Source organism: Rhodococcus sp. GB-02, from assembly GCF_053470465.1.
Genome location: NZ_JBPUKE010000001.1, coordinates 1,324,682 through 1,346,192, shown reverse-complemented (window position 1 = coordinate 1,346,192; position 21,511 = coordinate 1,324,682). Strand labels below are relative to the sequence as shown.

The 21,511-nt window shown below is 62.2% G+C and carries 18 protein-coding genes and 1 pseudogene; 7 read left to right on the top strand and 12 right to left on the bottom strand.

What is annotated here, in order from left to right; translation table 11 throughout:
- Positions 1-53: 53 nt before the first annotated feature.
- A pseudogene (locus ACSW29_RS06385) lies at positions 54-230 on the top strand (transposase); the annotation flags it as partial.
- 32 nt (positions 231-262) lie between these two features.
- On the opposite strand, the gene ACSW29_RS06380 reads toward ACSW29_RS06385, so the two are convergent.
- Positions 263-511, bottom strand: a complete 249-nt coding sequence (locus ACSW29_RS06380) for a hypothetical protein (RefSeq protein WP_448276864.1) — start codon at positions 509-511, stop codon at positions 263-265.
- Positions 512-711: 200 nt separating this feature from the next.
- On the opposite strand from ACSW29_RS06380, the gene ACSW29_RS06375 reads away from it, so the two are divergent.
- The gene (locus ACSW29_RS06375) at positions 712-2,022 is read left to right on the top strand and encodes a DUF222 domain-containing protein (protein ID WP_448276863.1); all 1,311 of its coding nucleotides are present in this window, start codon (positions 712-714) and stop codon (positions 2,020-2,022) included.
- A gap of 87 nt (positions 2,023-2,109) precedes the next feature.
- On the opposite strand, the gene ACSW29_RS06370 is transcribed toward ACSW29_RS06375, so the two are convergent.
- Both ACSW29_RS06370 and ACSW29_RS06365 read right to left on the bottom strand, forming a co-directional pair.
- Positions 2,110-4,254 (bottom strand): ArnT family glycosyltransferase, encoded by a 2,145-nt coding sequence (locus ACSW29_RS06370; RefSeq protein ID WP_448276862.1) that lies wholly within the window; start codon positions 4,252-4,254, stop codon positions 2,110-2,112.
- The gene (locus ACSW29_RS06365) at positions 4,251-5,492 is read right to left on the bottom strand and encodes a glycosyltransferase (RefSeq protein ID WP_448276861.1); all 1,242 of its coding nucleotides are present in this window, start codon (positions 5,490-5,492) and stop codon (positions 4,251-4,253) included. The genes ACSW29_RS06370 and ACSW29_RS06365 overlap by 4 nt, the downstream gene beginning before the upstream one ends.
- Positions 5,493-5,579: 87 nt before the next feature.
- On the opposite strand from ACSW29_RS06365, the gene ACSW29_RS06360 reads away from it, so the two are divergent.
- The 3 genes from ACSW29_RS06360 (at position 5,580) to ACSW29_RS06350 (ending at position 7,929) form a co-directional block, all read left to right on the top strand.
- Positions 5,580-6,008: an HIT family protein gene (locus ACSW29_RS06360; protein WP_230814918.1), complete on the top strand. Its 429-nt coding sequence runs from the start codon at positions 5,580-5,582 to the stop codon at positions 6,006-6,008.
- Between the two features lie 238 nt (positions 6,009-6,246).
- Positions 6,247-6,882 (top strand): ScbR family autoregulator-binding transcription factor, encoded by a 636-nt coding sequence (locus ACSW29_RS06355; protein WP_317828375.1) that lies wholly within the window; start codon positions 6,247-6,249, stop codon positions 6,880-6,882.
- A 153-nt stretch (positions 6,883-7,035) separates the two neighbouring features.
- Positions 7,036-7,929 carry a serine hydrolase gene (locus ACSW29_RS06350; protein WP_448276860.1) on the top strand — a complete coding sequence of 298 codons (894 nt, stop codon included), beginning with the start codon at positions 7,036-7,038 and terminating at the stop codon, positions 7,927-7,929.
- A gap of 70 nt (positions 7,930-7,999) precedes the next feature.
- Here the strand turns inward: ACSW29_RS06350 and ACSW29_RS06345 are convergent, their stop codons facing one another.
- From ACSW29_RS06345 to ACSW29_RS06315, 7 genes are all read right to left on the bottom strand, one after another.
- Positions 8,000-9,619: a PucR family transcriptional regulator gene (locus tag ACSW29_RS06345; RefSeq protein ID WP_317828373.1), complete on the bottom strand. Its 1,620-nt coding sequence runs from the start codon at positions 9,617-9,619 to the stop codon at positions 8,000-8,002.
- A 47-nt stretch (positions 9,620-9,666) separates the two neighbouring features.
- Positions 9,667-10,746 (bottom strand): o-succinylbenzoate synthase, encoded by a 1,080-nt coding sequence (menC, locus tag ACSW29_RS06340; RefSeq protein ID WP_448277410.1) that lies wholly within the window; start codon positions 10,744-10,746, stop codon positions 9,667-9,669.
- Positions 10,737-11,717: a GNAT family N-acetyltransferase gene (locus tag ACSW29_RS06335; protein ID WP_448276859.1), complete on the bottom strand. Its 981-nt coding sequence runs from the start codon at positions 11,715-11,717 to the stop codon at positions 10,737-10,739. Before ACSW29_RS06335 ends, menC begins: the two co-directional genes overlap by 10 nt.
- 2 nt (positions 11,718-11,719) lie before the next feature.
- Positions 11,720-12,814, bottom strand: a complete 1,095-nt coding sequence (locus tag ACSW29_RS06330) for a M20 family metallopeptidase (RefSeq protein WP_347871733.1) — start codon at positions 12,812-12,814, stop codon at positions 11,720-11,722.
- Positions 12,815-12,975: 161 nt separating this feature from the next.
- Entirely contained in the window at positions 12,976-13,833 is an 858-nt protein-coding gene (locus ACSW29_RS06325; protein ID WP_317828369.1) for a tryptophan 2,3-dioxygenase, read from the bottom strand.
- A gap of 14 nt (positions 13,834-13,847) precedes the next feature.
- A complete protein-coding gene (locus ACSW29_RS06320; protein ID WP_317828368.1) occupies positions 13,848-15,065 on the bottom strand; it encodes an MFS transporter in 1,218 nt (405 codons plus the stop codon).
- A gap of 271 nt (positions 15,066-15,336) precedes the next feature.
- On the bottom strand, positions 15,337-16,182 hold the full coding sequence (locus ACSW29_RS06315; protein ID WP_230814909.1) for a M55 family metallopeptidase: 846 nt from the start codon (positions 16,180-16,182) through the stop codon (positions 15,337-15,339).
- 203 nt (positions 16,183-16,385) lie between these two features.
- Here ACSW29_RS06315 and ACSW29_RS06310 point away from each other — a divergent pair, with 203 nt between their 5' ends.
- Both ACSW29_RS06310 and ACSW29_RS06305 read left to right on the top strand, forming a co-directional pair.
- Positions 16,386-17,861, top strand: a complete 1,476-nt coding sequence (locus tag ACSW29_RS06310; RefSeq protein WP_317828367.1) for an amidohydrolase family protein — start codon at positions 16,386-16,388, stop codon at positions 17,859-17,861.
- A 47-nt stretch (positions 17,862-17,908) separates the two neighbouring features.
- Positions 17,909-19,219: an alanine racemase gene (locus ACSW29_RS06305; protein WP_448276858.1), complete on the top strand. Its 1,311-nt coding sequence runs from the start codon at positions 17,909-17,911 to the stop codon at positions 19,217-19,219.
- A 23-nt stretch (positions 19,220-19,242) separates the two neighbouring features.
- Here the strand turns inward: ACSW29_RS06305 and ACSW29_RS06300 are convergent, their stop codons facing one another.
- Both ACSW29_RS06300 and ACSW29_RS06295 read right to left on the bottom strand, forming a co-directional pair.
- A complete protein-coding gene (locus tag ACSW29_RS06300; RefSeq protein ID WP_230814906.1) occupies positions 19,243-20,694 on the bottom strand; it encodes a sensor histidine kinase in 1,452 nt (483 codons plus the stop codon).
- Entirely contained in the window at positions 20,691-21,398 is a 708-nt protein-coding gene (locus tag ACSW29_RS06295; protein ID WP_230814905.1) for a response regulator transcription factor, read from the bottom strand. Before ACSW29_RS06295 ends, ACSW29_RS06300 begins: the two co-directional genes overlap by 4 nt.
- Between the last annotated feature and the right edge of the window lie 113 nt (positions 21,399-21,511).

Genomic DNA, 21,511 nt, shown 5'->3' with positions numbered 1-21,511 from the left:
CAGTTCGCGGGCGAGTGTTAATGCATGTCGCGTGATGCGATTCGGATGAAGCGTGGGCTGTGATCGGTCCGTTGTTCCCGAAGGTGAAGGCAACCGGTCAACCGCCGGTAGAGCGGCGCACGGTACTCGAGGCGACTGCGGGTCGGTTTCGGACGGGAGCCCTGTGGCGCGAAGCGCTGGAGGGGTTCAGGAGTTGGGTCACGATCTACAAGACTTTCGACTCGGCCTGAGATCTTCATTGCCGCCTGCACCAAAGAGGCGCTTACTGATCACACGGCACCGTGAACGACACTGGTTTGCCGCTGGCGCGCGCATACGCGACCTCTCGGCGCGTGGACTCGCCGATGTATCCGCCTGGGTTGACAACCAGAACCTGATCGGCCAGGTCGATCTTGCGCAAGTGAAGCGCGTCGAGCAGTGCCTTCTGCTCGACAGAGATCGCCTCGCCTGCTTCACCCGGCGCGACGACGATGACGCCTGCGAACGTCAGATCGCGGTTCACCTCCCGCATCTCTTCAGCGAATCGGGCAGAGCCGCAAATACAGACAATCTCAGGTCGATCAGGCACGGTTCAGTCTCTCATCAACTCGAGAGCCCGCGACCACACCAGTCTCATCAGTCACCTTCGGCAACACACCCCAGCCCATACGAATTAGCACTTGACTCGAACGCATGTTCGATTATGCTTCGTGTAGGGGATCGGGGGATTCAATGACTGTCTTGTTGTCGGACGTGGTGTCTGGTTCTGCGGTGGGGTTACGCGGACGTCTGTGGCGGTTGTCTGCTGCTGAGTTGCGAGAGGCTGCGGTGTCGGCGAGTGCGGAGATTCTGCGCCTGGAAGCCGTGCGGGTGGCGGTCGTGGACGAACTCTCGATGCGTCCCGACGATCAGGTGATCGCCAGCCGCGGAGTGGGTTGCTGGTTGGCGGCGAACACGATGCTGCAGGTTCGGGACGGGAAGAAGATCGCTGCTCTGGGTGCTGCGTTGCGGCCGTTTCCCGCGGTAGCAGCGGGATTTGATTGTGGGGATTGCTCGTTCGATCATGCCGTGTTGATCGTGGCGTTCTGTGAATCACCACCGAAGGGGATGCCGGAGGAGGCATTACCGAAGTGCATCGATTTGTTGTTGGCTGCCGCCTCGGGAGTGGAAGCGACGACAACGAAAGTGCGGAACGTTATCGCAACATTGGAGCGGTTGTTCGAATCCGATGAGATTCCGCCCGCCGAAGACACCGATCGCAACGAGCTCCGCATCGCCTCGACCTTGAACGGTCGGGTGGTGGTCCGCGGAGATTTCGACGCCCTCACCGGCGAAATGCTGCTGTCGGCGTTGTCGAATCTGACGATGCCCACCCAGGCGCCGGACGGAACCCCGGACGCTCGGTCGGCGGCGAAGCGGACAGCGGACGGGTTCACCGAACTGATCCGCCGCTACCTCGACTGCGCCAAGACCGGTACCGATGGTGGGCAACGCCCGCACGTGAACGTGCACATCAACGCCCGCGACCTCGCTGAGCACGGGGACTGCGCCGCACAGTCTTCGGATTCGGGTGATGACGGCTCTCTGGACCCAGCCGATCTTGATGTCGGGCACATGCCGTGGCTCGGGCCGCTGTCGATCTCGCAGACGAGGTTGTTGGGGTGTGATTGTTTCCTGTCGACGGTGTTGCTGGACGATCATGGCGCACCGCTCGATGCGAAACCCGGGAAACGGTTGGTCACCGCCGAACAACGAGTCGCCCTGATCGCCCGAGACAAGGGCTGCGCGTTCCCGGGTTGTTCGTGTGTTCCGGCGTGGACTGATGCGCACCACATTAGGCACTGGGCGAACGGCGGCCCTACGGTGATGAACAACCTTGTCCTGCTGTGCCGTTCACATCACCGGCTGATGCACCGGAAAACGGGGTTCGTCGGAAAATGGGAAATCCGAATCGGAGCCGACAACAAACCGTGGTTCATCCCGCCGCCCTCGATCGACCCCGGGCAGCATCGCAGGCCGGCGAACACCACATTCAAAACCTGAGAACAGCTTCTCAGGCACAACAGAACACGGCCAGGTCCGCATCGGAAGTGCTCCTCCGATGCGGACCTGGCGTGCGTTCTTGCTGGGTCAGCCTGCAACCGTCAAGTCGTAGAGGGTCACCCCGTCCACCGTTGTGGCGGTGAAGTTTTCGGTCACCCACGTCGAGATAGCGGTAGCGGTGCCTTCGGCGTTCATACCGCCACCCATCCCGCCGCCGGCGATGAAGAAGTGAATTTTGCCCTCTGCCACGTACTGTTGGAACTGCGCGAGCGTCGGGGACGGATCGCTCCCGTTGAACCCTCCGATAGCCATGACCGGTGACTGCGTCGCAAGCTGATAACCCGAGGCGCTGTTGGACCCGATTGCCGCGGCGACCCACGTGAACTGGTCGGAGTTCTCTTCGAGTGTGGACACGACCGCGGCTCCCGGTGTGCTGCCCTGCAGTAGACCACCGGCGGCACCGCCACCCATTGCCCCTCGCGTTCTATCGGTGGTCGATGTGGTGGTGCCCGGAGCTATTGCACCACCGGGCATCTGGCCCATTCCTGCAGGTGGCGTTCCGTCCGTCCGACGGTTACCGCCATCAGCCGTGCCGCCGAATCCTCCGAATCCTCCGCGGCCACCGCCTGGTCCACCCATTCCACCTTCGACGCTCGGTCCGGCCGAAACTATGGAGCCGGTATGCGGAGTGTTGATCGTGTCGATCGCGTAGGCAGTCGGACCCGCCAAGCCGGTGAAGATCGCCGCGAGAATCACTGCCACGGCCAGTCGACCTCTCGACACCGCCGGAATCAGCACTGCCACGGCAGCGACGATGCCGACTACCAAAATGGCCCACCGGAGCCACGGTACGAATGACGGCGAACGCCCGAGCAGTACCCACGCCATCGCGACGGTTGCGGCAAAGGACACCGCCAGAATGATGCGAACCCAGAGGACGTCACGATGACGCCACGCCACTACGGATCCTGAACCGAGCAGCGCGGCGATCGCTGGCGCCAGCGCAACGGTGTAGTAGGCGTGGAAGATTCCCGCCATGAAACTGAAGGTCAGTCCGGTCACCAACAGCCACAGTCCCCAGACGATGAACGAGGCGCGCTGTGTGTCGACGCGCGGAGCCTTGCCTCGCAGCACGATTCCCGCCACCAGAAGTATCAGTGCGGCAGGAATCAACCAGGCAATCTGCCCGCCCTGGGCAGATTCGAACAGGCGCGTAATGCCGGTACTCCCCCATATGCCGCCACCGGCCCCACCACCTGGAGCCATACCCCCTGCTGGCATACCCCCTGGCGCCATACCACCCGTTGCCTCGCCCATTCCCGGGAAGCCCCCCGCAGCGGCGCCGGTCGCAGCATCACCAGGACCGCGCATTCCGCCGCCGCCGACGCTCCCGGTCTCGTTGCCGCTCAAGCGTCCGAGCCCGTTGTAGCCGAGCGTCAGTTCGAGAATCGAATTGTTCTGCGAACCACCGATCCATGGACGTGAGTCGGCCGGCCACAGTTCGACGATTGCCAACCACCATCCGGCGGAGACGATCAGGCCGCCCAGTGCAGCGAACAGTTGAAGTACCCGCTTACCCAGTTTCGGCGGTCCGGCGATCAGATAGGTGAGTGCCAGTGGCGGCACCACCAACATGACCTGCAATTGCTTAGTCAGGAAACCGAATCCGCAGAAGACACCGACCAACACGAGCCAGCGGGTTCGGCCGTCCTGCACGGCGCGCATCATCGCCCACACTGCTGCGATCATCAGGAGTACCAGCATGGCATCCGGGTTGTTGAACCGGAACATCAGCGCCGCTACGGGAGTGAGAGCCAGCACCAAACCGGCGAGTAGTCCGGCGGCAGCCCCGAAGTACCGTCGAACCGTTCCCCACAACAGTGCCACCGATCCGACACCGAGCAGCGCCTGCGGCACTAACATCGCCCAGGAGTTGAGTCCGCAGATGCGAACTGACAGCGACATCAACCACAGGGACATCGGCGGCTTGTCGACGGTGATCGAGTTCGCAGCGTCCGAAGAGCCGAAGAAGAAGGCCTTCCACGACACCGAACCTGCCTGTACTGCAGCGGCATAGAACGAGTTGGCCCATCCGGATGCACCCAGGCCCCAGATGTAGGCGACTCCGGTGCCCACCAACAGCACTCCGAGCGCCCCCGGTTCCCAGCGCACCTGACGCTGCGGTTCCGGCGCCGGCACCGACGCGGCTGATCTTTCTACAGTGGCGGTCATCGATCAGCTCCTACGGGTTGTGCGGTGCGAAACACCCAGCGCAGTGCGATGAATCGACTCACTGTGGCAACAAGATTGGCAATGACGAGTACAGCAAGCTCGACGTGTTTGGACGCATCGTGCGCCACAACGTCGAGCACGAACAACGATCCGCTGGTGAGCAGCAAGCCGAACCCGAATACAAGCAGGCCCTGCATCTGGTGCCGGGCGGATCCTTCCGAGCCCCGGATCCCGAAGGTGAAGGCTCGATTGGCGGCGGTGTTGAACACCGCGGTCACCAGTAATGCGACGGCATTGGCCCACTGCGCACCCATAATCGAGTGCAGTGCGAGATAGAGCAGCGCGTACGCAAGCGTAGAAATGACTCCCACCACGGCGAAGCGTGAGAGTTGACCGACCATGCCTCGCGGAACACCCGGAACCAACGGTTCACGGCCGAAACTCGCCCTGAGCTCGGCCAGTGGGAGTGAGCCGGTCGAGAGTGCTCGCCCGACGCGAACCACACCTTTGAGGTCGGCGACTGCCGTGGCGACGATGTCTACCCGGCTGTCCGGGTCGTCTACCCAGTCGACAGGAACCTCGTGAATTCGCATTCCGGCACGCTCGGCCAGCACCAGCAATTCGGTGTCGAAGAACCATCCGGTGTCCTCTACCAGCGGAAGTAGTTGCCGCGCAACGTCGACGCGCATGGCTTTGAAACCGCACTGGGCGTCGGTGAAGCGAGCATGGAGCGCGCCTCGGAGGATGAGGTTGTAACTACGCGAGATGAACTCACGCTTGGGGCCACGGACCACGCGGGACGAACGTGCCAACCGGGACCCGATGGCGATGTCCGAGTGTCCGGAGAGCAGCGGTGCAATCAACGGCATCAGGGCGTTGAGATCGGTCGAGAGGTCGACGTCCATGTACGCGACCACGTCCGCGTCGGAATCGCTCCACACCTGCCGAAGTGCTCGACCACGGCCCTTCGCATCCAGGTGCACGACCCGGACATCGTCGAACTCTTCGGCGAGGGAACGTGCGAGCGCCAAGGTGTCGTCGCCGCTGGCGTTGTCCGCGATGGTAATTCGCGCAGAAAATGGCACCTGCGTGCGTAAATGATGGCGTAAGCGACGCACGCACGTCTCGAGGCCCGCCTCTTCGTTGTATACCGGGACGACCACGTCCAGCACTACAGTCGTCGCGGAGAGCTCCCCTGCGTCCGTGCTGCCCGCGGTCTGCATGGCTTCTGTCGTCATGCGTCCTAGATTTGTCGGGCCTGCTCCGACGAACCTGCGTCCAGCCTGGGAGTTTCCTGGCAACCGGACGCGGGCTAACCTCGGGGTATGCCTTCAGTCTTCAGCGCCATCATCAACGGGGATCTACCAGGACGTTTCGTGTGGGAGGACGACGACGTTGTCGCGTTCCTGACCATCGCACCGGTAACGCAAGGTCACGTACTTGTCGTACCGCGAGCCGAGGTCGATCAGTGGCAGGACGTAGATCCTGAACTCTTTGCCAAGGTCACCGCTGTTGCCCGCACCCTGGGTCAGGCTGTGAGGAAGGCGTTCGACGCGCCGCGGGCCGGTCTCCTCATCGCAGGTCTGGAAGTTCCGCATCTTCACGTTCACGTCTTCCCCGCATACGACATGGGGAACTTCGACATCAGTGGCGCCGACACTTCGCCGTCACCCGAATCTCTCGACGAGGCACAGACCAAACTCAAGTCGGCACTACGCGACCTCGGCTTCGAGGCAACAGTTCCGACTCGTTGATCGCGTACCTTTGACCGAATTTCGCTGGCCGATAACTGGACTCCCCGCCGCAGCCTCCAACGGAGGTTGCGGCGGTCGCATTTTTCGCTCCTACCGACCGTGACCTGCGATTGCACACCGAACAGTCCGTTTCGCGCTGTCGCGCGAGCACGAGTTTCGCTGCTACCGTGGGGCGCTGGTCCGGGACCTAGGGCCCTAAAACTAGTTCACGTGTTAACAGTCGGAGGACAAGGGAGCAATGCAGGAACGTGCCAAGATCAGTCGGCGTCAGATTCTTCGTGGCGCTGCCGATCGGTTCGAAGTCACGGGGTACGGCAGCACGAGTATGAACGACATCGTGTCCGCGGCGCAGATGACCAAGGGCGCGGTCTATTTCCACTTCTCGTCCAAAGACGAATTGGCTCAAGCTGTCATCGAAGAACAGCACCAGATCTCGATCACCGCCTTCACCGCAGTTGCAGCCACGGGCGCACCGGCACTGGAACAGCTCGTTATGGTGTGCCACGAGATGGGCCGCCAGCTTGTCGCGGACCCGATTGTTCGTGCGGGAGTCCGACTTACCCTCGAATTGGCCTCTGCTGACGGTTCGCAAGGTCCGTACCTCGCGTGGATCCGCGAGCTTCGAAAACTGGCCGAGGCCGCGAAACGCGAAGGCGATATACGCGACGACGTGGAGCCGGAATCGGTGGGCCGCGTGGCGATCTCGGCATTCACCGGCGTTCAACTGGTTTCGAACGTGCTCACCAGGCGAAGCGATTTGGACGACCGCATCGACGAGTTGTTCACTCTCCTGCTGGCCGGCGTCGTCTCCGACAAGCGCCGCGGCGATGTCGACAGCCTTGTCCGCTGCCGGCTCGAAACATACGCTTCCTGATCTGGAACACCCCGACGCTCGGATGATTCGGCATATCCGCACCGAACCTTCCGGTCAGCTTCGTCGATTCGTACAAGACCCCCCGTCGTCGACTCATTATCGTCGAATCCACGAATAACCCAGATATACGGATACCGACGAAGGGCTTCTCGAATGACCGAAACTGCCACGTACGTTGAGAGCGCACAGCAGGAGATCGCTGCTGTACTGGCCGAAGCGAAGACCGATGCGTTCGTCCACGCACGCGACATCGATTCCGGCGAAGAGTTCGGCTACGGCGCTGACGAAGGTGTCATCCTCGCCTCCGTGTTCAAGATTCCTGTCGTACTCCAGTACGCCCGTGAAGTAGCGGCATGCACCCTTGATCCGACCGAGCACGCCACGGTGACCGCCGAGTTCCGCTCCGGCGGCATCGGTATCGGCGGCTGCGCCGACGATGTCACCGCCAGCTGGCGAGACCTCGCTCTGCTCATGATGAGCTTCAGCGACAACGCCGCCACGGATTTCTTGTTCGAGCGTCTCGGACTCGACAACATCGTCGCAACGCTGCGTGGGCTCGGTTTGGAGAAGACCAACTTGGTCCGCGACTGCCGCGGTTTGTTCAAATCGGTCTACGACGACCTCGGAGTCGACAAGGGCACCTTGCTTGAAATGCCTCCGATCGAAATTCTCCGGACGATTTCCGTCATGGATCCGGCCCGCTCCAACTCCAGCACTCCTCGTGAGATCACAATGTTGCTGGCTGCAATCTGGAGGGACGAAGCCGGCCCCGCGTCGGCCTGCGAAGAGGTCCGAACGATCATGAGCAAGCAGGTCTGGCCACACCGCCTTTCATCTGGTTTCCCCGACGAGGTCACCGTCGCTGCCAAGACCGGGACATTGGGACTGGTACGAAACGAAGCCGGCGTCGTGGCGTACCCGGACGGTAAGCGTTATGCCGTCGGTGTCTTCACCAAGTCCCACGCACTCACTCATCGTGCCCCGAAGATCGACGCCTCGATCGGAACCGTCGGACGCATCGCAATCGAAGCACTTCGCAACAACTGACCGGAACCCACCGATAAAAATGCGGGTCGCGCCGAGAAACCAGCGCGACCCGCATTTTTCGGCTTTCGAACTAGCGTGGACCGCGCAGACGAAGATGCACCATCAACCGGAAGCGAACGTTGGGATCGTCGAGATCCAACGCGGCCATACCCTTCAACTTGCTGAGTCGATACCGAAAGGTGTTGGGGTGCACGTGCAATGAGGCCGCGGCGTCACCGACGTCGCCGAAGGCGTTGAGCCACGCATCGAGGGTGTCGACGAACGAGGTCGCATGGGCAGCGTCATGGCTGGCGATCGCCTCGATTGGCCCGAGGTCCGAGAATCCCTCGGCCGCAGCTTCCGACGCGATCTCCAACAGAATGGCGTCGACGTGGACGCTACTGAAAGTGGCGACGCTGCCCGACGCTCGTCCCGCCAACAACACTTCGAGGGCATGTTCGGCATCGCGCTTCGATCGGCTCAACTGAGCCGGTCTGGTCACGACCCGGCCGATCCCGATGATCGTGTCGCCGGACGCTCCGGTGCGGTCCAGGAAATCCGAGGCCACACGGAACGCCTGCAGCTCGGCTTCTGCCGGGGAGTGCCCTCGCACAGACAGCACCGCGTAGCCGGTTCCGTTGACCAATGCAGCCGCCGACTGCGAGTGGACCGCGCCTAGGTGCATGGCCAGAGCGTCGGTCAGCCGCACCACGTGGGCGGCATCGTCCGGCTTCGACGATCCCTCGAAAGACCTACGACCCAAGGCCATCACGAGTGCAGGACCGGTCCCGAGGCCGAGGCGATTCATCGCGTCGACCGCACCGGACCCACCGTCGAGAAGGGTCGCGATCAGGTCTGCGCGCAGTCGACGCTCGGCGTCGGCGCCGCCGCGCAACCGCAACATCTGCAGCGCGATCAACCCGGCCGAATCGCGCAGTGCACGCATCCGGTCCTCGGACATCGGCTCACCGGTTGCCACCCACATCGAGCCGAGGAATTCGTCGCCGGCTCGGATGGACACGGCGATACGTCCCATTTTTGTACCGAGAGTCTCCGCCGACACCCACACCGGATCGTCGCTGCGATAGAGCCGGTCGAAGACCCCTGCCTCTTCGAGCACTCGAATGTACTGGTCAGGAACTTGCCGCTCCAGAACGGTCGCGATACGTGGACCGTCTCCTTCTTCCTGGCGTCCGGAGAAGGCGATGACCCGTGAGCTTCGGTCCTCGATCGTGATCGGGGCATCCAAGAGCGCGCTCACGGCGTTGGCGAAGGCGAACAGATCGCCGGCCGGTCCACCTCCGCGTGAATGGATGTGCCCGACTTCGTTTCGGGCCGAGAGCACCGAATGAAGCAGGCTTGTCAGCTGAACCCACGAAACTCCGCGGGCCAACGTCAATACGACGACGCCAGAGGACATGATGGATTCTCGATCGGCGTCACTGACTTCGGTGGTCACTCGCGCGACCACCACGCGCACTCCGCGCTCGGCCAGGCCGGCGACGGACTCCGCGATACGTTCACCGCCGGTGATTCCGACCAGCAGCACCATGGAGTCGGGCGTCGAGGGTGAGTCGTCGTCAGGATCGTGAATGACCACCGAGGCGATCTCCTGGACCGCATCCGGGTCACCGACAACCGGATTCAGCACCGTAGTTCCCACGTCTTCGAGAAGCCGCACCAAACTGATGCGAGGTCGTACGGTGCCCACGTCTATCACTCCTTCGTCCTGTGAACGAAGTGTGTCATAGTGATTCGTCAAAGCCGATCCATGCCGATCCAATCGACCGAGGTGGTAATGGCTTCGAGCAGGTCAGGGATCGGTTCGACGCCGATACCCGGCCCTTCCGGAACCTTCACGCAACCGTCGTCGAGTACGAACGGCTCGGTGATGTCTTCGGCGAAGTACCGGTCGGAAGCCGACGTATCGCCTGGTAGGACAAATCCAGGGAGCGCGGCAAGAGCGACGTTGGCGGCCCGGCCGATTCCGGTCTCGAGCATTCCGCCGCACCACACCGCAATACCGTTGGCCTTGCAGACGTCGTGGATACGACGCGATTCCAGATAACCGCCGACACGTCCCGGTTTGATGTTCACCACGCTGCACGCACCGATGGCCAGCGCGTCGGCGGTGACCTTCGCGGAGGTGATCGACTCGTCCAGGCAGACGGGCGTCCGCATCATCTCGGCCAACCTGGCATGGCCGCGCAGTTCTTCTTCGGGAAGCGGCTGCTCGATCAGCAGGAGATCGAAGTCGTCGAGCCGCTGGAGATGGCGCGCGTCAGCCAAGGTGTACGCGGTGTTCGCGTCGACCTGGAGGAGTACGTTGTCGCCGAACCGCTCGCGGACTGCGCGAACCGGCTCGATGTCCCAGCCCGGTTCGATTTTCAGTTTGATGCGTAGGTATCCGGCGTCGAGGAAGCCGCCCACCTCCTCGAGCAGTTCGTCGATCGAATTCTTGATACCCACCGAAACACCTGCGGGTACCCGATCGACCACTGCGCCGAGATACGAGGACATGCTCGTCCCGGCGGCGCGCAGTTCGGCGTCGAGGAAGGCGGTTTCCAGGGCAGCTTTGGCCATAGGGTGTCCGGCGAACTGTTCCATCGTCGCGCTCAGTGCGTGCACGTCGGGATCGGTGAGTTCCCCCAGAGACGGGATCAGGAACTTGCGAAGGACTTCGGCGGCGCCGTCCGTGTATTCGGAGCAGTAGCGAGGCTCGGACATCGCTACGCACTCGCCCCAGCCCTCCGACTCCGAGCTGACTACCTTGACGAACAACACGTCCTTGGTGGTCTCCGTGCCGAACGAGGTTCGGAACGGCGCCTTCAACGGCATTGCCGCCCGGCGCAATTCAACTCCGTCGATCTTGACGATGTGGCCTCCGCTGTTGTTCTGCCGACCTGTGTTCCCGGCGCACGGTCAAGCACGTACTTTCCAGTTCTGGTGACGGCGAGAACCACTCCGTTCTCGGAGAGCACGCCCCCGAGAGTTTCGCGGACGGCCAGCCGCCAATCGTTCGCCGCCACCGGGTCCGACTTACGCAGTGTGTAGACGTCATTCGGCGTAGCCACCGTGACGAAACGATTCTTCGTCGACTTCAACACGGGCAGGCCGGCTTCGGAGACGGACAGCAGTTCGCTCGCCCCCAATGACTCGGGAGTCGGGACTTCTCCCGAACCGGCGACGACGTCGGAAACCTTGCTGCTACCGATCTCCCAGTCGATCAACAACCGGTCGCTGTCTGCGCCGCCGTTGAGGCTGTCGTTCATCGGCGCGTAGAAACGCGGCAGATACTGGACCGGAAACGCACCGAGTTTCGAGACGTTGAAATAGGCATTGCGCGCGACGAGCGGGTCGAAAGTCCACCGCACGTGGAGAATTCCCCGTTCCAGTGCCCACGCCCGCTGGAACAGTTTCAACGCCAAACCAATGTGCCCGTTCTGCACGTTCGGGAGAATCCCCGTGATGTGCGAATGCAACGAACGATGTTGTGGCTCTTCGAAGAAGGCAACCGAGCCACCGATCAGGTCTCCGCCACGAAAAGCACCGGCTACGTAATTACCGGAGTGCGAAAGCGCTTTCATCATGTCCCGGTGTACGGGCGGATTTCCGCTCTCCGGCTGCCATACCTTTTCGAACAGACCGAATACCTGTTCCAACTCGGCATGCCCGGTGACGGTTTCGATGGTCACACACGCAAGCAGAGCGGCCTGTTCGGCTTGGCTGATCGCCTGACGCATCCGCGAAGGCGAAACACCTCCCACTGGTTGAGCAATCTTGCGTTGGACATTGTTCGGCGACGTCATCGTCACAGTCCTCCCTCCAGGACTCGAGTCACCAGACCGGCCAACAACGTGGCGCGCGGGACCATCTGATCAATCTCTACGTGTTCTGTGGCTGCATGGGCCCCACCGCCGACGGCACCGAGGCCGTCCAACGTCGGGGTTCCGACTGCAGCGGTGAAGTTTCCGTCCGAGGCACCGCCGACGGCGCAGTCGCGCAGCATCCCCAACCCGCTCTCGCTGCTGACCTGATGAGCGAGAAAGTAGAGCTTCTCCGACGACGCGGATTCCAGAGGCCCACGGTTGGGTCCCCCGGTCACCGAAATTCGACTTTCGGCCAGCACCGGTACCAGCGCGCGGATCGAACGATCGATGCGTTCCTGTTCCTTCGCCGACCACATTCGAACGTCACACCACAGTTGTGCCTGCGCTGCCACGGTATTGGTGGTGGTTCCGCCACTGATCACCGACGGAACCACCGACGTCCCCGCCGCCGGGTCCGCGAGCTCCACCACGGCCTGAATCTGATGTGCGAGCTCCACTACAGCGTTCACGCCTCGCTCCGGTTCCAGTCCGGCGTGTGCAGCGCGTCCCTCGATGTCGACGCAGTACAGCGACATACCCTTGCGCGCGGTCTTCACTGCGCCGTCGGCGGCGGCTTCGAGTACCAGCACCGCGTCGACCTGACGAGCTTGCTCCTCGATCAGTGCGCGCGAGGTCGGGGAGCCGATCTCCTCGTCGGAATTGAGGAGCACAACCACGCCGTCGAGCGACGGAAGCGACGCGAGCGCATGGAAGAGCTGGACGATGCCGGCCTTCATGTCGAAGACTCCGGGTCCGGTGGCGATGTTGTCGGTGACGGACCAGGGCAACTCCGCGAGCGTTCCGAGCGGCCAGACAGTGTCGAAATGGCCCAGGAGCATCACCTTCGGCTCCGTGCCGAAGGACCAACGCAAGTGCTGACGACCGTCGATTCGAATACGTTCCGGTGCGCTCCCGAGATGGCGTTCGCCGATCTCGGCCACCACGTCCGCACACGCGTCGACTGCGCTGAGGTCGGAACTGGGCGACTCGGCGGTTACAAGCGCCGCCAGGTCCGCCACCATTGTCTTCTTGTCCACTCCGACGCTCTCCTGTCACCGACTTGCAACTTCGCAAGTTCAGCTTGGTCGAAGCGACCCTGTCGGATCTTGTCCAAGACTCCTGTCCTTCGGGCCGGGATTCGTCGTGTGCCACGAACAGCTGCGTGTAATGAGCAGCTGGGTTTCGTGAAGCAGGTATGTCAGGTTCCGATCTCGGTTCGGGCGGCTAACAGCTCGGGGAAGAAGCTCAACTCCAACGCACGTTGCAGGAACCCGGCACCACCACTCGATCCGCCGGTCCCCTTCTTCATGCCGATCACCCGCAGCACTGTCCGAAGGTGCCGGAACCGCCACAACTGGAAGCTTTCCTCGAGGTCGACCAACTCTTCGAATGCCTCGTATGCCGTCCAGTGCTGCTCGACGTTCTCGTAGATTGCCTTGACCAGCGGAATCAACTCGTCGTTGCACACGTAGGGCGCACTGACGTCTCGTTCGAGAGCCGACGCCGGAACGTCGTAGCCCTGTCTGGACAAGTACCGCCAGAACTCGTCGTACAGCGTCGGTTCCCCGAGCAAGGTTTCCAACAATTGGTGGGCAGACGGATCCGATTCGAACACCTTCAGCATGCCCGCGTTCTTGTTTCCGAGCACGAATTCCACGGCGCGGTACTGGTACGACTGGAACCCAGACGAGTTACCGAGAACGCCCCTGAACTCCGCATACTCCGCCGGCGTAAGTGTCGCCAACACCGACCACTGCTCGGTCAGAGTGGCCTGGATGTGTTTGACGCGTGCGATGCGCTTGAAAGCGACCCGGATGTCGTCGGCAGCTATAGCTGCTCTGGCCGCCCGTATCTCGTGGAGAAACAGCTTGAGCCACAACTCACTGGTCTGGTGCTGAATGATGAACAAGAGTTCGTCGTGGTGCTCCGGCTCGCTCACCGGATGCTGCGAATCCAGGAGCGTATCGAGTCCGAGGTAGGCCCCGTAACTCATCTTTTCGGAAAAATCGGTGACGACGTCGTCTTCGATCTTTCGTGTGCCGTCCGTTGCCGACATCTTCGTTCTCCTTCTCAGAATTTCGCCGGGGTCTGCGGAACGATCATGGCCACCAAAGCGGCAGCGCTCGTCGCTCCGACCAGGACTCCGAATGCAGCCATGTACGAGAACTGGTCCACCATCCATCCCATCACGAGCGGGGTGATGAAACCGGCGAACTGACCACAACCGTTGATCAAACCCATTCCGGAACCGAGGAATTCGGCGGGCAATGCCCGCAACGGCATCGCGAAGATCGACATCGAACACAGACCGCTGATGCCCAGAGCCAAGGTCTCGTAGAACGTGAACATCGCGACGGTGTCGGCGGTGGTCATCAGGAACAACAGGACTGCCGACGTGGCCATACACGGAACCAGAAGAATCCGGGCCCGGTCGTGGAAGTACTTGTCCACCAATCGCCCGCCCAGAATCGTGGCCAGCGCCGTGACGATGAAGGGGATCGCGGCAAAGATTCCCGTGTCGATCAGCGAGAGTCCCTTGTCGTTGAGCAGATAACTCGGCACCCAGGTCATCAGCCCGTACGCGGACATGTTGGCCAGACAGAACAGAATTGCGAACTTCCACACCGACGCGGACTTGAACACCGCGGCGCGAGAGTGCTCGCTCGCCAGAGGTTGCAGCGCAGCCTCCGGATCTTCCGAGATTTCCGTGTCCAACGGTGCCGGCAGCACCAACCACACCACCGTGCCGATCACAGCGCCGACGATCGCCACCAGCCAGAACGCGTCACGCCACCCAACAGCCATGAGGACCGGTGCGATGATCAGCGGTGCAACGCCGGGGCCGAGGTTGTTGGCGCCGAGCATGAAACCCATCGCGGTCGCTCTGGTTTTCGGACGCGTCCGCTCAGCCAAAGCCTTGAACGACGCAGCCGGAAAGAGCCCCTGGCTTACGCCGAACATCGCACGCATGACCATCAGCGAAATGAGCCCCCACGCGAACCCTGTCAACGCGGTGAACACCGACCACAGGATCAACGCAACGATCAACAGTGGCCTGGGTCCGAAGCGATCAGCCAACATTCCGCCGGGAACCTGCCCGAGCATGTAGAAGATCGCGAAGACCGAGACCACACCACCCAACTGCGTACTGCTGAGCGAGAATTCGTCGCCGATCATCGGAAGCGCAAGACCGATCATGACGCGATCGACCATGTCGATTAACCAGATGGTACTGAGCAGTCCAACCGTTACGGTTGTCGTGCGCCGAATCGACTTGTTGTCCATCATATTTCGAACCGAACCGCCGCTCCCCCGCGATGATTCTTCCACTCTGACGCGTTCCGCCTTCATCAAGCCTCCCGAATTGTCTTGTGCCGCATGGACTAGAACATTGAAAAGACTGATGAAGTGTGACAGCGAACACGTCTGCCGTATTGGTCCGTTTCACCAATACCCGAAGCAACGTTTGGTCGATCGGAACATGTTCTGCCCCAACAGATGACAAATGCCGCCGACACACACGGTGTCGGCGGCATTTCGAGATCGAGTCGTTACCGCATTACGTGCGATTGGCGACTGCCACGATTGTCGAGACGCCTGCGGCTGCGAGCCGAGCATTGACAGTGATCAGACCGAGAATGTCGTCGACGCTACCGAGTGTGTGCGAAATCGTGCGATCCGAAGTCCGTCGCGAGCCGGGAACAGCTTCGGCGAGTTCAGCTCCCGTAGTGGTGGGGTGAACGATCTCGAGAGTCCATTCGTCACGCAGCTCGACCGGCTTCAGTGTGTCGGCCTTGCGCACTGCACGCTCGGCGCCTGCTCGGATCTGCTCGCACGCGAGCGACGGCGGCAGCGAATTGGTTGCCGACCATCCGTGTGCCTTCTTGACCTCGACGGTCTCGGTTGTCGGCGAGGCCGCATCCACCAAGCCACAGATGATGTCGTCACCCGTTACCAGGCCGACGGGAACGCCCTGGGTGGCAGCGTAGAGGGTGTTGACGTCGGTCTCGGAGACGGACTTGCCGTCGAGGCGGACGTCGGCGAACAAACTCGAGAACGTGTGCGCCAGGACACCGGGTCCACCGGCTGGTGCGTGATAGCCGACAAACAGGGCTACGTCGTGATCCGACGTCATTCCTTCGGCCATGCATTGCATCTTGGGTGAGCCGAAGATCAGGCGCGCCCGTGGATCCAGGTCGGCGTGAAGCAGGTTGTCCATCGTTCCGTGGCTGTCGTTGACCAGGACGCTCGTCGCACCGGCGTCGAACGCACCGGCGATCGCAGCGTTGGTCTCGGCGGTCATGAGCATCTGCGCACGGTGGTAGCCGCCACCGCCGCGGATCGTCTGATCGAGCGTCGCGATACCCGCGATACCCTCCATGTCCACCGAAATATAGACGTGCATTCCTGTCCTCCATCAATCTCAATCGGATGAATTGGTAGCTTCGCTTTCACCTTCACACTCGACGGCATCCGTTTCTTGTCCGGTCGAACGGTGAGTCGGCCTCCATTTGGGACGTTCACACCAGAATCCGATACCCCGGCCGTGAAACCATCGGGACATTCGCCGGGCCAGGCGGTTCGACCAACGACAGGAGTGCAACTCTGATGCAGGTCCACGACATCGTGTTCACCGGCGGCCGCGTCGTCGATCCCGCATCGGGGACCGATGAGGTTCGCAACATCGCGATCACCGGCGGCAAAGTCTCGGCTTGGGGTCACGACACGATCGAAGCCCGGCAGACGATCGACGTGACCGGTCAGGTTATCTGCCCCGGATTCATCGACCTGCACAGCCACGGACAGGAAATCGCCGAGCAGCGACTTCAGGCATTGGACGGAGTCACGACGGCCCTCGAGCTGGAAGCCGGCGTCATTCCTGTTGCGAAGGCATATGCGCGGGCCGGCGCCGAGGGCCGCCCGATCAACTACGGCTACGCGACGTCGTGGGCTCACGCCAGAATGATCGAACTCTCGGGAGCCGATCCAGACGGCGACATCAGAACGCTCCTGCACCATCTCGGTTCCCCGAGCTGGCAGGGCGAGCCCTCTGCCTCCCAGCGTGCACACATTCTCGAACTTCTCGAAAACGATCTGGCCGCAGGCGCTCTCGGCATCGGCGTGGTGGTCGGATACGCCCCGAAATCCGATCCGACCGAGTACTTGCAGGTGGCGGATCTCGCGGCCCGCGCCGGTGTCCCCACCTACACTCATGCGCGCCCGCTCATCTCGGCCGATCCGTCGAGTCCGGTGGACGGCGCCGTCGAAATCGCCCGCGCAGCAGCCGAAACCGGCGCACACATGCACTACTGCCATGTCAACAGCACCTCGGGAATGCACGTCGACCATGCACTGTCGGTGGTGGCGCAGGTTCAGGCCGCCGGATCGCGCGTCACCACGGAGGCGTATCCGTACGGTTCCGGGTCGACAGCCGTCGGAGCTGCGTTTCTCGATCCCGACAAGCTGCACCTGATGAATCTGACACCACGATCGTTGACATTCGTACCCACCGGCGAACGTATCGCGGACCGCAAACAGCTCGAACATCTTCGGGCAACCGACCCCGGTGGACTGGTGCTGGTGGAGTTCCTCGACGAGAACGACACCGTGCAGCGCGAGTTCCTCGAAAGGGCGATGACTTTCGACCGCGCCGCCATCGCGAGCGACGCGATGCCACTGACCTGGCCTGGCCGTTCGTCTTCCGACGCATTGCAGTGGCCGTTGCCGGAGAAGGCACTCGGCCATCCCCGCGGCGCCGGTACCTATGCACGTGCGATTCGTACGCTGTACCGCGAGCGTCAACTGCTGTCGCTGTCGGAGATCATCGCGCGCTGCTCGTTGATCCCCGCGCAGATTCTGGAGGAGTCGGTTCCATCGATGGCGGCGAAAGGTCGGATCAGCCCCGGTAGCGACGCGGACATCCTCGTTTTCGACCCCGAGCAGATCACCGACAACGCCACCTACATCGACGGCACCCGTCCCTCCACCGGAATCAGCCGCGTGCTGGTCGGCGGAGTACCCGTCGTCGAAGGCGGTGTCGTGGTCGAGGACGCGTTGCCCGGTCGCCCGGTACGCCGCTCGTAACCGGATCTCATTCTGACCTGCATAGTTCTGACAGAAAGTCACCACACATGAACACTTCGTCTGCAATCAACGGCACAATCGATGCCATGACGGATTTCGCGACCCCCCCGATCGGTTGGCAGCACAAGGCATTCGGCACCGATCTCGAAGGTCGCGACGGTTCCGACCTCGAGCCGTTGGGGATCTCTGCACTCGACGGCAACCTCCTGCTACCCGTGATGACACTCAACCGTCCAGCGATCGCGCACAACGTCGACCTCATGGCGCAGTTCTGCTCCGATCACGACGTGGATCTGGCGCCCCACGCGAAGACCACGATGAGCCCCGAACTGGTTCGTCGGCAACTCGACGCCGGGGCTTGGGCGATGACGGCGGCAACCGTTGCGCAGGCACGCATTCTGCGTGAGTTCGGTGTGGACACGATCATCATCGCCAGCCAGGTTCTCGATCCCGCCGGCATTCGGTGGATCTGCGACGCCCAGGCCACCGACCCCGATTTCTTCGTCACCACCCTCGTAGACTCGGTCGAGAGCGTCCGCCTGATGGAACAGTTGATCGCGAAAGTCTCACCGGCCAGCCGTATCCGGGTTCTCGTCGAACTCGGCTACGACAGCGGACGCGCGGGCGCTCGCACTGTCGAGCAAGCACTCGACGTCGCACGCGCAGCATCGCAGGCACCTTCGTTGATTCTCACCGGAGTCGAGGGGTTCGAGGGCATGATGCCCGGAGCCTCGGTAGCAGCCCGCCGTATCTCCGTCGATTCGTATCTCAAATCCGCGCGAGTGTTCACGGAAATCTGTGTGGCCGAGAACCTGTTCGAGAACAACTCCGCGAAGGCTCCCAGGCCACTGGTCACTTTCGGCGGCAGTGCGTTTCACGATCTGGTTGTACGCGAGCTGGCCGGCCGATGGGCACTCGACAACGGTGTACGCGTCGTGCTGCGCAGCGGTTGCTATATCACCCATGATCACGGTCTCTATGCCGAAACTTCGCCGTGGGCGGACGGTCCGCGAACTCTGCAGGGAGCCGCAGAGGTCTGGGGCGTAGTGCTCTCCATACCTGAACCCGGACGGGCGATCCTGGGCTTCGGCCGCCGCGATGTCGGTTCCGACGCAGGCTTTCCCATAGTCCTGTGGCGCCGACGCGACGGATCCAACCGATCAGCGCGAGAACTGACCATCACCGCGCTCAACGACCAACACGCGTACGTCGACGTTCCGGCTGACTTCGACGTGACCGTCGGCGATCTGCTCGGTTGCGGAATCTCGCATCCCTGCACCACGTTCGACAAGTGGTCACTGATTCCCGAGGTCGATTCGGATTACCGCGTCGTCGGTACGGTTCGCACCTACTTCTGAGAAGCCGGTGCGGTAATCCGGCCTCAGTCGTCCTTCGGGTCACGCGGCAATTCGACGCGGAACGTCGTCCCCTGCCCGAGGGACGTCTCGACGCTGACGGTTCCGTCGTGCGCGGCAACCAAAGCCGAGACGATGGACAGGCCGAGACCGGCGCCTCCGGTCTCGCGGGTGCGAGAGGTGTCCGCGCGGTAGAAACGCTCGAAGATCCGCGCGGCATCCTCTTCACTCAAACCCTGACCGGTATCCGAAACCTCGACCACCGCGGAGTTCTCGGTCGTACCGACGCGAACTGTGACCTGTGCATCCGGCGGCGTGTGTTTGATCGCGTTGCCCACCAGATTGGCGACTACCTGACGCAGTCTGGCCTCGTCGCCGTGCACCTCGGGTAACCCTGGGCCGCCGGTCATCTGAAGTTTGACGGTTCGATCCGGTGCGATCGCTCGCGCTGCCTGCACCGAATCTGCCGCAACTGCAAGCAGATCCACCGGCTTGTTCTCGAGCGGTCGCTGTTCGTCGAGTCTGGCCAGCATGAGTAGGTCCTCGACCAGAAGGCCCATCCTCGACGCCTCGCCCTCGATCCGGTTCATCAGCGTTTCCGTATCCGTCATCGCCCCTTGGCGATACAACTCGGCAAATCCGCGGATAGTCGTCAAGGGTGTGCGCAACTCGTGGCTCGCGTCGCCGACAAATCTACGCATCTTCTCCTCGGAACGCCGTGCTGATTCCTCCGAAGCCTCGGTCGCGGCAAATGCGTGTTGAATCTGCGCGAGCATTCCGTTGAGTGCCACCGACAATCGGCCGACTTCGGTGCGGTCGTCACGCTCCGGAACTCGTCGATGAAGGTCGCCGGCGGCAATGGCAGCGGCGGTTTCCTCCACCTCGACCAGGGGACGCAGGCTCCGACGAACCACGAAATACGCTCCGCCGCCGAGGATTATCAGGACAACCAGACCGATACCGAGTTGCAGACCGACCAAGTCGTCGACGGTCTGCTCGTTATCCGTCAGTCGCACACCGATAGTCGTCGTCGTGCCGTCGCGGACCGTCGTGAGCACTCGCCAGTTCACGTCCGAACCATCGCTCGATCCGACGGTGATCGGGCCGCCGGTGAAATCTTTCGACAGGTCGGGTTCGGTGGTCGTCGACTTGTCGTTCAGGACGATCACCCGCCCGTCCGGGGTCACTGTCCGAACGAAGAAGGGGCTGGGTGGGCGGGTGCCCGGGCCGACGTCACTGGGCGGCTGTAGATCTCTGGTGTGCGGCTTTGCCCAACCGTCGACCGCCTCGTACAGCGTTTTGTCGGTTCGCTGGGTCAGCGAATTCTCGAGCGCCGAAGTGACCGCTACGCCCGACGCCAACAAACCAAGCGCCGCCAACACCAGCAAGGCCGCAACCAGGGTGAAGCGCAGCGGCAGTGAATGGAGACGGAAACGACCTCTTTTCGGCAGTTGCTCGTTTTCCGCGGCGGCGATCATTGCCGCGGTTCACGCATCACGTAGCCGACCCCACGCAACGTGTGAATCAGCGGCGTCTCCCCCGTATCCACCTTGCGACGCAGGTAGGACACGTAGGACTCGACAACTCCGACCTCCCCACCGAAGTCGTAGTTCCAGACATGGTCGAGAATCCGAGGCTTACTGAGAACCGTCCCGGCGTTGACCATGAAGTATCGGAGCAATGTGAACTCGGTGGGCGAGAGCGCAACCAATTCGCCCTTCTTCCAGACCTCGCGAGTGTCGTCGTCGAGTTCGATGTCGGCGAACTTCACCCGCGGCGACTGCTCCGGCGCGACACCGCGGCCGGCGCGGCGCAGGATGACCCGCAACCTCGTCACGACCTCTTCGAGGCTGAACGGCTTGGTCACGTAGTCGTCCGCGCCGAGCGTCAGGCCGCTGATCTTGTCGTCGAGCGAATCCTTCGCGGTCAGAAACAGGACCGGCGCGTCAACACCGTCGGCGCGGAGGCGTCGGAGCAGACCGAACCCGTCCATCCCGGGCATCATGACGTCGAGAACGATTGCGTCAGGGCGGAAGGTCCGTGCGACGTCCATGCCTTGGGCACCGCTCGATGCAGTTGCCACCTCGAAGCCCTGGAACCGGAGGCTCACAGAGAGCAACTCCACGATGGTGGGTTCGTCGTCGACTACGAGGATGCGAGCTTCAGGGGTCTTGTCGGTCACGAGAACTATCTTCTCTCCTGCCACTGGATTCTCGCTGTACGTTCCCTGGGAGCTTCCTGTGAACGGCTGAGTGCAGGTGAAAAGCTGAGTGCAGGTGAAAAGCTGGGATGCAG

Coding starts and splice junctions, on each gene's coding strand:
- menC (WP_448277410.1), bottom strand. CDS start 10,746: ATGCCGTTGAAGGCGCCGTTCCGAACCTCGTTCGGCACGGAGACCACC.
- ACSW29_RS06355 (WP_317828375.1), top strand. CDS start 6,247: ATGCAGGAACGTGCCAAGATCAGTCGGCGTCAGATTCTTCGTGGCGCT.
- ACSW29_RS06370 (WP_448276862.1), bottom strand. CDS start 4,254: ATGACCGCCACTGTAGAAAGATCAGCCGCGTCGGTGCCGGCGCCGGAA.
- ACSW29_RS06315 (WP_230814909.1), bottom strand. CDS start 16,182: ATGCACGTCTATATTTCGGTGGACATGGAGGGTATCGCGGGTATCGCG.
- ACSW29_RS06380 (WP_448276864.1), bottom strand. CDS start 511: ATGCGGGAGGTGAACCGCGATCTGACGTTCGCAGGCGTCATCGTCGTC.
- ACSW29_RS06360 (WP_230814918.1), top strand. CDS start 5,580: ATGCCTTCAGTCTTCAGCGCCATCATCAACGGGGATCTACCAGGACGT.
- ACSW29_RS06335 (WP_448276859.1), bottom strand. CDS start 11,717: ATGACGTCGCCGAACAATGTCCAACGCAAGATTGCTCAACCAGTGGGA.
- ACSW29_RS06310 (WP_317828367.1), top strand. CDS start 16,386: ATGCAGGTCCACGACATCGTGTTCACCGGCGGCCGCGTCGTCGATCCC.
- ACSW29_RS06300 (WP_230814906.1), bottom strand. CDS start 20,694: ATGATCGCCGCCGCGGAAAACGAGCAACTGCCGAAAAGAGGTCGTTTC.
- ACSW29_RS06365 (WP_448276861.1), bottom strand. CDS start 5,492: ATGACGACAGAAGCCATGCAGACCGCGGGCAGCACGGACGCAGGGGAG.
- ACSW29_RS06320 (WP_317828368.1), bottom strand. CDS start 15,065: ATGATGGACAACAAGTCGATTCGGCGCACGACAACCGTAACGGTTGGA.
- ACSW29_RS06350 (WP_448276860.1), top strand. CDS start 7,036: ATGACCGAAACTGCCACGTACGTTGAGAGCGCACAGCAGGAGATCGCT.
- ACSW29_RS06305 (WP_448276858.1), top strand. CDS start 17,909: ATGAACACTTCGTCTGCAATCAACGGCACAATCGATGCCATGACGGAT.
- ACSW29_RS06375 (WP_448276863.1), top strand. CDS start 712: ATGACTGTCTTGTTGTCGGACGTGGTGTCTGGTTCTGCGGTGGGGTTA.
- ACSW29_RS06325 (WP_317828369.1), bottom strand. CDS start 13,833: ATGTCGGCAACGGACGGCACACGAAAGATCGAAGACGACGTCGTCACC.